Here is a 15182-nt window from a genome sequence, read left to right on the forward strand (position 1 = left end):
GCCCGGGCGGTCACGGCTCGCAGCCTGCGGGGGGCAGGCCGGGAGCCCGGATAAGGGCTTTATGCCTTCATCCGGGAAAAGCGCATTTTTTAATTGACCTGATCCCGCCGCAGCCCGACATCTTTCAGCTGTTCGTCGCTCATTTGCTGCAAAACCCGGCGCGTTTGCATCCGCAGCCACCATTTTTTGAACGCTCTGCCTACCAGGACAAAACCAATAAACGGCTGCCTTACCCGATTCTCATGAAATTCCATACTCCACCTCCTCACCTTGCCAGAGGCTTTATCTTCTCGGATCCGAGGGTGAACAATACAGATTCAAAAAACTCTTTTCTTTAACATACAGATTAGCTAAAACAGTATCTGCGTGGGATTTTCTCCGCCTATCTGTACTGGTTTATAAATCTGTATGGCGACAATAAGGGATACAGCATGACACGTTACCAACATCTGGCCAGCCTGCTGGCGGAGCGTATTGAGCAAGGGCTGTATCGCCACGAGGAGAAACTGCCTTCGGTTCGCAGCCTGAGTCAGGAGCACGGGGTAAGCATCAGCACCGTGCAGCAGGCCTATCAGACGCTGGAACAGCAGCGGATGATCGTCCCCCAGCCGCGTTCCGGCTACTTTGTCGCCCCGCGGAAAGCCCAGCCGCCGGTACCGCCGATGTCGCGCCCGGTGCAGCGCCCGGTGGAAATCACCCAGTGGGATCAGGTGCTGACCATGCTCGACGCGCGCAATGATAAAAGCATTATCCCCTTCGGCGGCGGTTCGCCTGACGTCACCCAGCCGAGCCTGAAGCCCATCTGGCGCGAGCTGAGCCGGGTGATCCAGCATAATCTCAGCGAGGTGCTGAACTACGACGAGCTGGCCGGGCGCCGCGAGCTGCGTGAACAAATCGCCCGTCTGATGCTCGACGGCGGCTCGGTGGTCACCGCCGATGATCTGATCATCACCAGCGGCTGCCACAGCGCGCTATCGCTGGCCCTGCTGGCGGTATGCCAGCCCGGCGATATCGTTGCCGTCGAATCTCCGTCCTATTACGGCACCATGCAGCTGCTGCGCGGTTTGGGGATCAAAGCCATTGAAATCCCTACCGATCCGGACAGCGGGATCAGCGTAGAAGCCCTGGAGCTGGCGCTGGAGCAGTGGCCGATCAAGGGCGTTATCCTGGTGCCGAACTGCAATAACCCTCAGGGCTTTATCATGCCGGACGCCCGCAAGCGCGCGGTGCTGACCCTCGCCCAGCGCCACGATATCATCATTTTTGAGGATGATATTTACGGCGAGCTGGCCACCGACTACCCGCGCCCGCGCACCATTCATTCGTGGGATATCGACGGCCGGGTGATGCTCTGCAGCTCGTTTACCAAAACTATCGCGCCAGGCCTGCGCATCGGCTGGATCGCGCCGGGGCGCTACTACGATCGCCTGCTGCAGATGAAATATGCCGCCAGCGGGACCAACGTTCCCTCCACGCAGCTGGCGGCGTCGATATTTATTCGTGAAGGCCACTACCACCGCCACGTGCGGCGGATGCGGCAGATCTACCAGCGCAATATGGAGATTTACACCTGCTGGCTGCGGGAATACTTCCCCTGCGGCATCTGCGTCACCCGGCCGAAGGGCGGCTATATGCTGTGGGTCGAGCTCCCCGAGCACGTCGATATGGTCTGCGTCGCGAAGCAGCCTGTGCCGCCTGAAAATCCAGGTCGCGCCGGGCTCGCTGTTTTCAGCCTCGGGGAAATACCGCAACTGCTTAAGGATCAACTGCGCCCTGCCGCCGATCGACAAGCACCGGGAGGTGATGGTGAAGCTGGGAGAGGCGGTGAAGGTGGCGATGGAGTGAGTTTTTCGCTCTGGTGAACAAACTTGTCCCCCGGCGGCGCGGCGCTGACCGGGGCTGCGGGCTGGTAGCCCAAACAAGACGCGTCGCCGCTTCCAGGAACGCAGAGGCCTGGCAGATAGAAGCTTATTTCTCGCTCAGATCGCGGTTCATCGCTTCTCTTAAAATCGCGTTCAGCCGCGTTTGATAGCCTTTTCCCGGGCGTTTAAGCCACGCCATAACATCAGCATCGATGCGCACAGAGGCCTGCGTTTTTAATGGCCGATAAAATTTACCGCGAACCGCATCTGACCACAGCCCATCGTCCGAAGCGGGGATATCGCTGTAATCAATTTCGCCATCCGCTTTCTTCGCCAGCGCTTTGAGTTCGTCTTCACGCTGAGCGCTAAGCCCGGCCGGCTTAGCGCGCTGATATTTAACTGTGCTCATAACGACTCCTCTCTTTGCCGTCCGCCTTCCGGGCGCTAATGATACGAATCACCTCAGCCCCACTTTCAAAACGGACCGAATGCGCCACAAGAATAACGATAATTCCATGAACGAGGCCGATGGTTTGCCATCGATACTCACCGTTTTCATAACGATCCTGGCGGGAAAGGTGCTGCGGATCGTCAAAAACCAGTACCGCCTCCTCAAACCGAATCCCATGTTTTCTTAGATTACTTGCTGCCTTGTTTGCATCCCATTCAAACTCCATTGGCATAGCATTCATCCCGATTGTATATACAAAAAAGTATAGACAATTATCGGGCAAGTATACTATCAATGCTGGAAAAAGCCTCACATTTCCAGAGGCTAATTTGTAAAGGTTATGCCCATTCACTCGTCATAAAACACCATCCCCTTATACGGCTGTTCGCGGCACGCCGCCAGGCGCCGGGCGAGGCTGCCGACGTGCAGCTCCAGCTTGTGGCCGTCCGGGTCGAGGAAGTAATAAGACGCCCCTTCGCTGCGGTTCACCTTCCACACCGCCACGCCGGTCGTTTCCAGCCGCGCGCTGAACCCGGCGAAATCGGCTTCACCGACGCTAAAAGCGTAGTGGGTGTAGTCGCTCTCTTCCGGCGGAGTGACGCGCCGTTGCGGATCGAGGGACAGGCACAGCCACAGATCGCCGCAGGAGAGATAGGCGCCGCTATCCCAGCGCGCGTGCAACGTCATTCCCAGCAGACTGCTGATAAAACGCCACGCTCGGCGCCAGGCTGCTGACCGCCAGGGTCAGGTGATTCAATCCGCTTAACATGGCTTAATCCTCCAGTGAACTCACAATTTGCTGGCGCAGCCAGCGGTGCGCCGGGTCGCGATGCCAGCGCTCGTGCCACAGCATCAGCATATCAAACCCGGCAATCGCCAGCGGCGGCTCGACAATCGTCAGCCCGCTCATTCCGCGCAGCAGCCGCTCCGGCAGCATGGCGACCAAATCGCTGCTACGCAGCGTTTCCAGCATAAACAGGAAATGTGGCACTGAGAGGACAACCCGCCGCGAAAGCCCAAGGTTGGCCAGCGCGGTATCGGTCGCGGCGCTGAAACCGCCGCCGTCCGGGGAGACAATAACTTGATCCAGCAGGCAAAACTGCGCCAGGCTCAACGGCGCCCGCAGCGCCGGATGCCCCGCTCTGCCCGCCAGCACGTAGCGCTCGCTGAATAGCAGCCGCTGATGCAGCTCCGGCGGAGCGCCGTCGCGGGTATGAAAGAACAGATCGACCTCGTCGCGCTCCGCCTGCTGCACCAGGCGCGAAGGCTGGAGATCGAAGAGCGCCAAACGGCTCGATGGGGATGCGCGACGCAGAATATTCAGCGCCGGCAGCAGGATCGCCGAGGCCATATAGTCCGTCGCCGCCATTCGCCAGGTCTGCGTCGCCGTTAGCGGATCGAAATTGTCGGCGGGTGCGACCGCCAGCTCCAGCGCCAGCAGGGCATCACGCAGCGGCCCGCGCAGCGCATCGGCGCGGGCGGTAGGCAGCATCCCGCGCGGCCCGGGAAGCAGCAGCGGGTCGGCAAAAATTTCCCGCAGGCGCGCCGAGCTGGATGCTGACCGACGGCTGCGACAGGTTGAGCCGCTGCGCCGCTCGCGTGACGTTATTCTCACTCAGCAACACGTCGAGGGTGCGCAGCAGGTTGAGATCCAGACGATGCAAATTAATCACGGCTATACCTGAAATTTAAGTAATTAATTTCTACTATAGCGATCAGCCGCCTACTCTGCAGCTCTCCATGACTCAGAGGTGATTTTCATGAAGGTACTGCTGATTTACGCCCATCCGGAACCGCGCTCCCTGAACGGCGCGCTAAAGGATTTTGCCGTCCGGCATCTGCAAAACGCCGGGCACGAGGTGCAGGTTTCCGATCTCTACGCCATGCGCTGGAAGGCGGGCTTTGATGCCGACGACAGCAGCGCCCCGCCGGTCGGCGACTTCTGGCGCTCGACGCTCGATTCAAAGCAGGCCTTTGAACAGGGCACCCAAAGCGCGGATATCGTTGCCGAGCAGGAGAAGCTGCTGTGGGCGGATACGGTGATTTTCCAGTTCCCGCTGTGGTGGTTCTCCATGCCCGCGATTATGAAAGGCTGGATCGACCGGGTTTACGCCTACGGTTTCGCCTACGGCGTCGGGGAGCACAGCGACCGCCACTGGGGCGACCGCTACGGCGAAGGCACCCTGGCGGGCAAACGGGCGATGCTGGTTGTCACCACCGGCGGCTGGGAGGAGCACTACGCCCCGCGCGGAATTAACGGGCCGATTAACGATATCCTGTTTCCAATCCAGCACGGGATGCTGTTTTACCCCGGCTTTGCGGTGCTGCCGCCGCTGGTGTTCTACCGCACGGAGAAAACGGACGAGCAGCGCTTTGCGCAGCAGTGCCGAGATCTGGGGCAGCGGCTGGATACGCTGGCGAGCACCGCGCCAATCCCCTTCCGCCGGCAAAACCACGGCGACTATCTGATCCCGTCCCTGACGCTGCGCCCGGAGCTGGCGGTCGGGGAAAGCGGGCTGGCAATCCATCAGCGGGTGGATTAAGCGCAGCAAGGCGATGCCCGGCCGCCCGGCGTCGCCGTTCAAATACGCTGATTTAGTCCCTGACACGCTTATTTATCCCGAAACGGCTATTTGTTGTAGTCAGACGCCCGCAAGTTGGTTTCTCGTCTCTTTCTCATCGGCCAGGATGGTGTATGTTCTCAAACATCACCTTTAAGCAATCCGGTAACGAGATGAGACGTATTGAGGTAGTACTGCGTGAACTGGAGCGGCTGACGAAGACCATCAGCCGGGACGACCTGGCCGCTGGCGCCGGCGCCTTCACCGCAGAGCAAATCGGTTTTAACCTCGGCCTGGCGCGCAACTCCGTCAGCAAGGATTTAAACCAGCTGTGGAGCGACGGGCTGGTTATCAAAACCCGCGGACGCCCGGTATTCTTTCTGCATCTGCAGGCGACTCAAACCCTGCTGGATCGGCCGCTGGCTGAATCGGAGCGCGAAATCGGCGCCATTAGCGACCTGCTGCCTGATCGGGATCTGCCATCGGCTAGCGATCCGTTCTCGCTGCTAATCGGCCACGATCGCAGCCTGCGGGATGCGGTGGAAAAAGGTAAAGCGGCGGTGCTCTATCCGCATGGGCTGCACGTGCTGCTGACCGGCCCCTCCGGCGTCGGGAAGACTTTTTTCGCCGAGCTGATGCACCGCTACGCCTGCGAACATAGCGACGATAGCCCTCCGCCTCTCGTGTACTTTAACTGCGCCGAGTACGCCAACAACCCGGAGCTGCTCTCCTCCCATCTCTTTGGCCATCGACAGGGGGCGTTTACCGGCGCAACGGAGAGCAAGACCGGCCTGATTGAACAGGCCGACGGCGGCTATCTGCTGCTCGACGAAGTCCATCGCCTGCCCTATGAAGGTCAGGAGAAACTCTTCTCGCTGCTGGATAAAGGCGAGTATCGCCCTCTGGGCGCCAGCGGCCCGGCGCGAAGCATCACCGTACGCCTTATCTGCGCCACCACCGAGCCGGTGAGCTCGTCGCTGCTGCGCACTTTTCAACGCCGCATTCAGGTCTCCATCGATCTCCCCGGCATCCGCCAGCGCTCGCTGGAGGAGCAGATCGAACTGATTATCGGCTTCCTGCAGCGGGAGAGCCGCAAGATTGAGCGCTCAGTAAGCATCGATAAAACGCTGCTGCTGTGGCTGCTGAATAAGCCGCTGGAAGGCAATATCGGTCAGCTAAAAAGCGATATCCAGTTTTTATGCGCCCAGGCCTGGGCGTCAGGGATGGCGGCGCAGCACGATGTCCTGCTGCTGGATGGCAAGCTGGCGGACGGTTCCACTAACCCCACCCAGGAGCAGCGGATACTGGTCGACGCGCTGTTCAATGGTAAAACCCTGCTCAGTATTGACGCCCGCACGCTGCCGCAGCTTAAAAGCCCGGCGGGCGGCGATGGCGGCATCGAAGAGAGCGATCTGTTCTATAGCTTCCTGACCCGCGAATACGTCAATCTGCGCAACAGTAACGTTCCGCCCGCAGAGACGCTGGCCATTCTCAAAAACAAGCTCAGCTCCATTTTCGAATATGGCCTCTACAGCCGCGACAGCGGCACGCGTTCGCCGCGCTATGGCGACCAGATTGAAGAGCGCGTCGCCCTGCTGATCGGCTATGTAGAACAGATCCTGGGCTTTTCCCTGCCGGAAAATCTGGTCAATCCCCTGCGCAAGCACCTGCTGGCGCTGATCGGCTACGTCCAGCGGGGGCTGATCCCGCAGCTCTACTCCTCCAGTTTAATTCTCGATCGCTGTAAAGATGAATATGAGAATGCCACCCAGCTATGCAGGAAAATCAACGATCTGCTGAATATTCAGTGCCCGGCGACGGAGGTGGTCTGGCTGTGCCTGTTCCTCAAAGAGTGCCGCCATTACCGCCAGCGGATCGGCGTCAGCCCCGACTGCGGAGTGATACTGATCGCTCACGGCGCCACTACCGCCACCAGCATGGCGCAGTACGTCAATCGGGTGCTGGAGCGCGAACTGTTCAGCGCCATCGATATGCCGTTCGAACAGTCGGTGCACGACACCCTGGATGCGTTAATCCGGCTGATGCAGGCACGGCGCTGGCAGCGGCTGATCCTGATCGTCGATATCGGCTCGCTGGTGCATTTCGGCAGCACCATCAGCAAGCTGTTCCAGATAGACGTCCTGCTGCTGCCGGATATCACCCTGACCAGCCTGCTGGAGATTGGCCTCGATCTAAGCTACGAGACCAGCGACCTGCCGCGGCTGGCGGCGCTTATGCAGGAAAAAGGCATCCCCAGCCAGCTATGCACCCCGCAGCAGGAAAACGTCGGCAAAGTGCTGGTCATCTCCTGCATTACCGGCATGGGCACGGCGGAGAAAATCAAAACCGTGCTGGAGGAGAGCTTCGGCGAGCTGATGTCGCAGGATACCCGCATGGTGATCCTCGACTATAACGAAGTGCGCAGCCCGGAGCGCGTGCAGCAGGCCATTAACGCCCACGAGCGGCTGGCGGGCATCGTCGGGACCTTCCAGCCCGGGCTGCCGGATATTCCGTTTATCTCGCTGGAAGAGCTGTTTTCCGAGCAGGGCCCGGAGCTGGTGTTAAGCCTGCTGACTCCCGATCTCTCCAGCGCCGAGCGGCGGCTGGAGATGGAGCGCAGCGCGTCCCGGTTTATCAGCGCGCTGACGATGGAAAGCATCATCAACCATATTTCGGTGCTCAACCCGCAGCGCATCCTCAAAGAGATGGAAGGCGTCCTCAGCCAGCTGCGCGCGACCCTGGCGATCGCCCCCAGCCGCCAGGTGACACTACGCTTCCTGATCCACTGCTGCTGTATGGTCGAGCGTATCGTGATTAACCGCAAACCGTTACAGATGGCGCTGGAAATGAAGCCCGATATGGATACTCACGCCTTTAGTGTCATTAAATCCGCCTTCCACCCGGTGGAGGAGGCCTACGCCATCCGCTTATCGGATGCGGAATATATTTATATCTACGAATTATTGTATAGCTAATCCCTTTACTGGCGCGGCCCATCGGCCCGCCAGCTCCCCTCCTCCCCCGTAGATGACACTAATGCTGGCACGGCCTTTGCTCTATCAATAGCGTCTATAAAACGGCGCCAGGAGGCCACCTTGTCATCTACTGTACCTGCACACCCATTACCGCAAATTCTGCTGCTGACGCACGGCGGCTGGGGCACGCCGCTTTGCAACAGCCTGCGCATGGTCACGGGCGAAATTGAAGGCGTGACGGAAATCGCCCTGATGCCCGTCGATACCCTCGGCGAGTATTACCAGCGCGTTGAGGCGACGGTGAAGTCGATGCCGGAAGGCTCGCTGATCCTCACCGACTTTATTGGCGGCACCACCTCTAACGTCGCCGCCCGCCTGAGCGCCGACTATCCGATCGCCGTGATTTGCGGCCTCAACGCTTCGCTACTGCTGGAAGCGCTGGATAAGCGCGAACAGGGACCGCTGACCCGCTGCGTCAACGAGCTGGTGGAAGCCGGACGCAGCAGCTGTCGCGACGTCGTCGCCCACGTGAACCAGTTAAATCATTAAGGAGCCCTTCATGGCAAAAATCGTTTTATGTCGTATCGATAGCCGTCTGATTCACGGCCAGGTTGTCACCAAGTGGGTCGGCCAGTCGCAGGCTAACCGTATCGCCGTGGTCAGCGACGAGCTCGACGCCGATCCGTTTATGAAAAATATCTACCTGATGGCGGCGCCGCCGAATATCAAAGTCGACTGTTTCAGCAATGCCAGCTTTACCGCGGCCTGGCGGGAGAACCAGACTCGGCGAGGGGAACGTGCTGGTGCTGTTTCCGTCCCTCAGCGCAATCCAGCAGGCCGTGCAGCAGGGTTTCGACGTCACCTCGATTCAGGTCGGCGGACTTGGCGGCGGGCCAAACCGGAAAGCCGTATTTCAGAACATCACCCTCGATGAAAAAGACGTCGGTATCCTGGGTGAGCTGAAAAACAGCGGAATTCAGGTGTTCTTCCAGACGATCCCGGAAGATAAACCCCAGTCACTGGACGACATCCTGAAAAAATTCTAACCAGTTGATAAGCAGGTAAAAACTATGGACACATTGCTTTTTGCGAGCCTGATGGGACTCTATTACTGGTTCGCTCGATTACGTTTAGGCTATACCTTCTCCGCCATGCTGCTGCAGCCCGTCGTGGTTGCCGTTTTCGTCGGCCTGCTGCTGGGCGATATGAAGACCGCGATGATCATCGGCGCGGGTATGCAGCTGGTGTATCTGGGCGTCACCTCCACGCCGGGTGGTAACGTCCCGTCGGATCCGGCGCTGGCCGCCTGTATCGCCATACCTATTGCCGTGAAGGCGGGGATGGAGCCGAACCTGGCGATCGCGCTGGCGATTCCGTTTGGCGTGATCGGGGTATTCCTCGATCAGCTGCGCCGGACGCTGAACGCGGCGTGGGTGCATATGGCCGATAAACATGCCGAGAGCGCCAACATGACGGGGATCATGCGCTGCGCCTTCATCTACCCGGCCCTGCTTGGGCTGCTGCTGCGCTTCCCGGTGGTCTTTGCCGCCAACTACTTCGGACAAAGCGTGGTTGAGAAGTTCCTCAAGCTGATGCCGCACTGGCTGACCCACTCGTTTGAAATTATGGGCGGCATCCTGCCCGCGCTGGGCTTCGCCATCACCATCATGGTGATTGGTAAGAAGAGCCTGCTGCCGTGGTTTATCGGCGGATTCTTTGCGGTGCTCTACCTGAAGGTGGACATCATGGCGATGGCGATTTTCGGTACCTGCGTGGCCTTCCTGATTAAAGGCCTCGCCAAAAATGAAGGGGCGGCATAATGAGTAGCGATGTCATGCAACATGAGCTGGTTGAACGGGCCCGTGAAAGCCGGGCGCTGAGCAAAGCCGATATCACCAAGGCCTGGCTGATTTACTGGCTGGGGGCGGAAGTATCCAGCTCCTACGAGCGTCTGCAGAGCCTGGTGTTCTGCGCCTCGATGACGCCGATTATCAAAAAGCTGTATCCGGAGAAAGAGGAGCAGGCCGAGGCCCTGAAGCGCCACCTCAACTTCTTTAACTCCGAGCAAACTTTCGGCGCGGTTATCCAGGGTATCTCTATCGCCATGGAAGAGCAGAAAACCCGCGGCGAACCGATTAGCGACGCCTCCATTACCGGGATCAAAACCGGCCTGATGGGGCCGCTGGCCGGGATGGGCGATTCAATAATCTGGGCCGCGGTCATGCCGCTGCTGATTGCGATCTTTATCCCCTTCGCCGCCGGCGGCAGCGCCTTTGGCGGCATCGCGCCGCTGATCCTCTACCCGGCGATCACCATGGCGATAAGCTACGGGCTAGTGCATAAAGGCTACACCCTCGGGCGGGATTCGATAATCGGCCTGCTGCAAGGGGGGCGCATCAAGGAGCTGATCTACGGCGCCAACGTGCTGGGCCTGATCATGATGGGCGCGCTTTCGGCAAGCTACGTCAAAATCACCACGCCGCTGAAAATCAGCGCGCTGAAAGGCTCCGAGGTGGTGGTGCAGCAGATCCTCGACTCTATTGCTCCGGGCCTGCTGCCGCTGGCGGCGGTCTTTGCCGTCTACTTCTATCTGCTGAAAAAGGGTCCGCGCTACACCACGATTTTACTGTCGATTGTCGCGATCAGCATCGTTTGCTCGCTGACGGGAGTGCTGTAGGCCATGAACGATAATATTTATCAACGGCTTGGGCTAAAGCGGGTGATTAACGCCTGCGGCAAAATGACGATCCTTGGCGTATCGTCCGTTGACCCGGAGGTGATGCAGGCCGCGGCCGAAGCCGCCAGCGCGTTCGTGGAAATCGATAAGCTCACCGACCGCACCGGGGAGCTTATCTCCACCCACACCGGCGCCGAGGATAGCTACCTGACGTCCTGCGCCTCGGCGGGCATTGCCATCGCGGTGGCCGCGGCGATCACCCGCGGCGAGCCGGATAAGGTCGCGCAGATGCCGGATAGCAGCGGTCTGGCCAACGAAATCATTATCCTGCGCGGCCACAACGTCGATTACGGCGCACCGATAACCAGCGCGATCCGCCTCGGCGGCGGACGGGTGGTCGAGGTCGGGTCCAGCAATCTCGCCGCGCGCTGGCAGCTGGAGAGCGCCGTCAGCGACCGTACAGCGGCGCTGCTGTTTGTGAAATCGCACCACTGCGTGCAAAAAGGGATGCTCGCCATCGACGACTTTGTGCAGGTCGCCCGGCGGCACAACCTGCCGCTAATTGTCGATGCCGCCGCCGAAGAGGATCTTCGCCGTTGGGTCGCCACCGGCGCGGATATGGTGATTTACAGCGGCGCCAAGGCCTTCAACGCCCCCACTTCCGGCTTTATTAGCGGAAAACGCACCTGGATCGCGGCCTGTAAGGCGCAGCATAACGGCATCGCCAGGGCGATGAAGATTGGCAAAGAAAATATGGTCGGCCTGGTGTATGCCCTCAATCGCTATCAGGCAGCCGCTCCGGCTCCCGATGCGGCCGCCCTGCGTCCCTTCGCCGAGGCGATATCCGCCTTACGCGGGCTAAAGGCGGATATCGAACAGGATGAGGCCGGGCGGGCCATCTGGCGCATTCGGGTTAGGGTCGATAAAGAGGCCCTGGGCCTCGATGCCGGCGAAGTCGAAGCCCGACTGCGCGGCGGCGAAATCGCCATCTACGCCCGCCGCTACGCTTTGCATCTGGGCGCGTTTAGCCTCGATCCGCGGACCATTGCCGCAGGTGAGATGGCGCTTATTATCGCGCGACTCAAGGAGATTACCGAATATGCAGCAGATTAACTTTTATCGCCGGCGGGTCGCGATTAACGTTCTGGCAAAAGATATCGCCAACGCCCGGGAGATTCACGACGCCGCCGAAGGCCATGCGGTGATTGGCGTTTTATCCGCACAGTTCTCTGGCGTCGATGAGGGCGTGGCGGAAGTGCGCCGCTGGATGACGGACATTCCCGCTATTTCCGTCGGCCTGGGGGCGGGCGATCCGGCCCAGTTCTATAAAGCGGCGATGATTTCGGCGAAGCTTCATCCCGCCCACGTCAATCAGACCTTTACCGGCTGCGGCTTCGCGGCAGGCGCGCTGGCCGCTACCGGCGGGCAAAACACGCGGATCAATGCGCTGATAAGCCCCACCGGCAGTCCCGGAGAGGTGCTTATCTCCACCGGAGTCAGCAGCGCGCAGGGAACGCCGACCAGGGTCTCCAGCGATGCGGCGGTGAGGATGATTCAGGATATGGGCGCCCACGCCGCTAAGTTCTTTCCCATGGACGGCGAACGCTCGCTGGATGAGCTAAAGGTTCTCGCCCAAAGCGCCGCGCACAACGGCATGACGCTGATTGAACCCACCGGCGGTATCGACCTGAATAACTTCGCCGTCATTCTGCAAGCCTGCCTGCAGGCCGGCGTTGCGCAGGTGATGCCGCATATCTACAGCTCAATCATCGATCCGCAAAGCGGTAATACCCGCCCGGAAGATATTCGCCGCTTGATGAATATCGTCAAGGATCTTGTCGATTAAAGATCCGGCCTCGTGCGGCAGCGACTGCCGCACGCCACGCGCTGATTTATATGACGAATTGTGAGCCTCCGCGCAATAACAGCATTCCATCGCCGCACACTCCCTCTCACATTGATAGCGATCAAGAATAATCATACCGTCTGGTCGGTATGATTCAGGCCATGAACCTGGAAGCCCAACACCGAAAAAAAGACCCCGTCCGTTTACATCAGCAGCTGCTGGAATCCGCGGCGATGATTGCCGGCAGGGACGGTATCGCCTCGCTGTCGCTGAACGCCGTGGCGCGCGAAGCCGGGGTGAGCAAAGGCGGTCTTTTGCACCACTTCCCCAATAAGCAGGCGCTGATCTTTGCCCTATTCGCCCGCCTGCTGGCGATTATGGAAGAGGCGATCGCCGAGCTGATGGCCGCGGATAATGTCTCTTATGGCCGCTTTACCCGCGCCTATTTGCACTATCTATCGGCCCCTGAGCTGACGGACACCCAGGAGAGCCGCCAGCTGATGGTGCTGTCGCTGGCGATGCCGGATGAGCCGGTGCTGCGAAAATGCTGGCGCGACTGGATGCTGGATCACCTCGCGCGGGGCGATGCGCTGGATAACGGCCACATCGGCACCCTGGTACGCTACGCGGCGGACGGCATCTGGCTATCGGAGCTAACCGAGGGGCGCACCATGAGCGCCGAACACCGGCGATCGCTGGTCAGCGATCTAACGAGGATGACGCTTCCCGCGTGAAGCATGTTGAGCCTGATGAGTCAGGCAACCAGACTGAGGCCGCGATGCGCTACAACATCAATGGCCGTCTCATTTATGATGCAACGGACGGCACACTACTCCTACCGGGAAGCGATGAGGCGGACAGCCAGCTGTCGATCACCGCCAGCGCGCTGCTGTGGTTTTTTCTGCGTCATCCGGAGATTGTCAGCCGCGATGAGGTGCTCAAAAAGGTCTGGGACGACAACGGATTAACCTCCTCGAACAGCAACCTGAATCAGTATCTGAGCATGCTGCGCAAAACCTTCCGCCACTATGAGATCGACAATATTATCGTCACCGTCTCGCGCGGACTGCTGCAGCTGAACCCGGAAATCACCGTCCATCAGTTGGACGCCCCCGCGCCGCTGGAACCGCAGGCGGAACCGCCGTCGCTGCCGCCCGCAGAGCCGGACGCCGTGCCGCCGGCCGCGGCGCAGAGCCCGAAACCAACCCGGCATGCCCGCGGCACCTGCTGGTATATCGCCGGCGTTTGTCTACTGACCATCGCCCTGCTGCTGGTGCTTTTCAGCTTTTTCGGCAGCGGCGAATCACGCCCCATTACTCTGACGCAGATGACCCACAGCCAGTGCGAACTGCTGGCCAGCGACGAGATGCTACGCTCGGTGGCCGGCACCGCCTACGGCAAAAACTTTGATGCCGTGCGCCAGCGGCTGAAGCTGGAGTGCAAACCCGGCGAGCGTTTTGTCTTCTTCTACGGCGATCGGCTGGAGACCAACGGCCTGGGCCGCGTCTTCCTCGCCCACTGCGCGATGCATGAAGACAATCCTTTCAGCTATTGCGATAACTATTTCTACTACTCATGGAAACCGCAATGAGACTCGCACCCCGGCCTTTTTTCGCCCTCTCCGCCCTGGCGTTTATCACCGCGGCCGGGCTCAGCGCCTGGAAGCTGCTGCCGGCGGAAAACGACGGGGCGATGAGCTGCTCGACCAAAGCCATTATGCGTTTTGAAAACATGGATAAAGAGAACGTTAACGGCAATATTCACTTCAATTTTGCCGCCCACGGCAAAGGCTCGATGGTCGTTGAAGGCTATACCGACTCCGCGGCCGGCTGGCTCTACCTGCAGCGCTACGTTAAATTCAGCTATACCAGTAAACGCATCTCCTCAACCGAGCGCCACTACCGCATCAGCCGCTGGGAATCCAGCGCCTCATCGATCGACGAATCCCCGGACGTCATCTTCGCCTACTTTATGCGCGAGATGTCCGACAGCCACGACGGGCTGTTTCTCAACGCCCAGAAGCTCAACGAGAAGGCGATTCTGCTCAGCTCGATCAATTCGCCGCTCTACGTTTGCACCCTGAAGTCCGGCAGCAAGCTCGTCTGACGTCCTGTCCCACCCGCCCCGCCTTTTTCCTGCGCCACCGCATGCGCTAAAAGCGCACTTTTTGCGTTTAGCTCCCGGCGAAAAACATGACCATAACCACACTTAATGGATGGATATATTACCCTGCCCCAGCAATAAATTAGCAACTCATTAACATTCCCTGCCGCCGGTCCGGGTGGCGTAAAACTCGCCGCATCCACAGCCAATTCCATCGGTCTCAATCAGCATAAAGAGATAAATACAGCGCCTTAAAAGGCTAAATCACAGAGTAAAAAACTAAAAACAGAACCCAAGCGGATTTAAATTTCACTTCACTCGCCATTCCCTATAGTGAACCTCGAACGCCGCTACCGCGTGTTGACGCCGTTACGCGGACGGTTTTCCCGAATCACAAACCTGTCTGGAGGAAAAACCATGGGTGATGCATTGGGGCTTATTGAAACCAAAGGCCTGGTGGCCTGCATTGAAGCAGCGGATGCGATGTGCAAATCCGCCAACGTCGAGCTGATTAGCTATGAAAACATCGGCTCCGGGCTGGTCACCGTGATGGTGAAAGGCGACGTCGGGGCAGTAAAAGCGGCGGTGGATTCCGGCGTGGAATCGGCGCAGCGCATCGGCGAGGTGGTGACCTCGTTGGTTATCGCGCGTCCGCATAACGACATCAACAAAATTGTTATTAAACACAAGGCTTAAGGCCAGGAGAA

General features: G+C 59.3%; 14 protein-coding genes and 4 pseudogenes. 13 read left to right on the forward strand and 5 right to left on the reverse strand.

The features are described 5' to 3' along the window. Positions 1-89: 89 nt before the first annotated feature. A complete protein-coding gene (locus ABOC21_RS21470; protein WP_426813206.1) occupies positions 90-254 on the reverse strand; it encodes a DUF1127 domain-containing protein in 165 nt (54 codons plus the stop codon). A gap of 177 nt (positions 255-431) precedes the next feature. Between ABOC21_RS21470 and ABOC21_RS21475 the strand changes: the two are divergent. Further along, positions 432-1845, forward strand: a pseudogene (locus tag ABOC21_RS21475) (PLP-dependent aminotransferase family protein). Between the two features lie 123 nt (positions 1846-1968). On the opposite strand, the gene ABOC21_RS21480 reads toward ABOC21_RS21475, so the two are convergent. The 4 genes and pseudogenes from ABOC21_RS21480 to ABOC21_RS21495 form a co-directional block, all read right to left on the reverse strand. Next, the gene (locus ABOC21_RS21480; RefSeq protein WP_426813207.1) at positions 1969-2271 is read right to left on the reverse strand and encodes a BrnA antitoxin family protein; all 303 of its coding nucleotides are present in this window, start codon (positions 2269-2271) and stop codon (positions 1969-1971) included. Continuing rightward, a complete protein-coding gene (locus tag ABOC21_RS21485) occupies positions 2258-2545 on the reverse strand; it encodes a BrnT family toxin (RefSeq protein WP_426813208.1) in 288 nt (95 codons plus the stop codon). The genes ABOC21_RS21480 and ABOC21_RS21485 overlap by 14 nt, the downstream gene beginning before the upstream one ends. A 116-nt stretch (positions 2546-2661) precedes the next feature. Next, positions 2662-3082 (reverse strand): annotated as a pseudogene (locus tag ABOC21_RS21490) (FosA family fosfomycin resistance glutathione transferase). A 3-nt stretch (positions 3083-3085) separates the two neighbouring features. Beyond that, positions 3086-3986 (reverse strand): annotated as a pseudogene (locus tag ABOC21_RS21495) (LysR family transcriptional regulator). An 87-nt stretch (positions 3987-4073) separates the two neighbouring features. On the opposite strand from ABOC21_RS21495, the gene ABOC21_RS21500 reads away from it, so the two are divergent. The 12 genes and pseudogenes from ABOC21_RS21500 to ABOC21_RS21555 all read left to right on the forward strand — a co-directional run bounded on the left by ABOC21_RS21500 (position 4074) and on the right by ABOC21_RS21555 (position 15171). After that, positions 4074-4856 (forward strand): NAD(P)H-dependent oxidoreductase, encoded by a 783-nt coding sequence (locus ABOC21_RS21500; RefSeq protein ID WP_426813209.1) that lies wholly within the window; start codon positions 4074-4076, stop codon positions 4854-4856. Between the two features lie 191 nt (positions 4857-5047). Next, a complete protein-coding gene (dagR, locus tag ABOC21_RS21505) occupies positions 5048-7849 on the forward strand; it encodes a transcriptional regulator DagR (RefSeq protein WP_426815554.1) in 2802 nt (933 codons plus the stop codon). 120 nt (positions 7850-7969) lie between these two features. Then, entirely contained in the window at positions 7970-8398 is a 429-nt protein-coding gene (locus tag ABOC21_RS21510; RefSeq protein ID WP_133600783.1) for a PTS sugar transporter subunit IIA, read from the forward strand. 10 nt (positions 8399-8408) lie between these two features. Next, positions 8409-8895: pseudogene (locus ABOC21_RS21515) on the forward strand (PTS system mannose/fructose/N-acetylgalactosamine-transporter subunit IIB). 24 nt (positions 8896-8919) lie between these two features. Then, positions 8920-9669, forward strand: coding sequence for a PTS mannose/fructose/sorbose/N-acetylgalactosamine transporter subunit IIC (locus ABOC21_RS21520; RefSeq protein ID WP_004857504.1), 750 nt, complete (start codon positions 8920-8922; stop codon positions 9667-9669). Then, a complete protein-coding gene (locus ABOC21_RS21525) occupies positions 9666-10526 on the forward strand; it encodes a PTS system mannose/fructose/sorbose family transporter subunit IID (protein WP_426815555.1) in 861 nt (286 codons plus the stop codon). Before ABOC21_RS21520 ends, ABOC21_RS21525 begins: the two co-directional genes overlap by 4 nt. Before the next feature lie 3 nt (positions 10527-10529). Next, complete coding sequence (gene dgaE, locus ABOC21_RS21530; protein ID WP_426813210.1) at positions 10530-11639, forward strand: D-glucosaminate-6-phosphate ammonia lyase; 1110 nt, start codon at positions 10530-10532, stop codon at positions 11637-11639. Further along, entirely contained in the window at positions 11626-12372 is a 747-nt protein-coding gene (gene dagF / locus ABOC21_RS21535; protein WP_426813211.1) for a 2-dehydro-3-deoxy-phosphogluconate aldolase, read from the forward strand. Before dgaE ends, dagF begins: the two co-directional genes overlap by 14 nt. A 149-nt stretch (positions 12373-12521) precedes the next feature. Next, complete coding sequence (locus ABOC21_RS21540) at positions 12522-13106, forward strand: TetR/AcrR family transcriptional regulator (RefSeq protein ID WP_426813212.1); 585 nt, start codon at positions 12522-12524, stop codon at positions 13104-13106. Between the two features lie 44 nt (positions 13107-13150). Beyond that, positions 13151-13963, forward strand: coding sequence for a winged helix-turn-helix domain-containing protein (locus ABOC21_RS21545; protein WP_426815556.1), 813 nt, complete (start codon positions 13151-13153; stop codon positions 13961-13963). Next, entirely contained in the window at positions 13960-14478 is a 519-nt protein-coding gene (locus ABOC21_RS21550; protein WP_426813213.1) for a FidL-like protein, read from the forward strand. Before ABOC21_RS21545 ends, ABOC21_RS21550 begins: the two co-directional genes overlap by 4 nt. Before the next feature lie 414 nt (positions 14479-14892). Next, the gene (locus tag ABOC21_RS21555) at positions 14893-15171 is read left to right on the forward strand and encodes a BMC domain-containing protein (RefSeq protein WP_010634659.1); all 279 of its coding nucleotides are present in this window, start codon (positions 14893-14895) and stop codon (positions 15169-15171) included. Positions 15172-15182: the final 11 nt, after the last annotated feature.

The sequence above is a fragment of the Klebsiella sp. WOUb02 genome (assembly GCF_050058015.1).
Taxonomy (GTDB): domain Bacteria; phylum Pseudomonadota; class Gammaproteobacteria; order Enterobacterales; family Enterobacteriaceae; genus Klebsiella.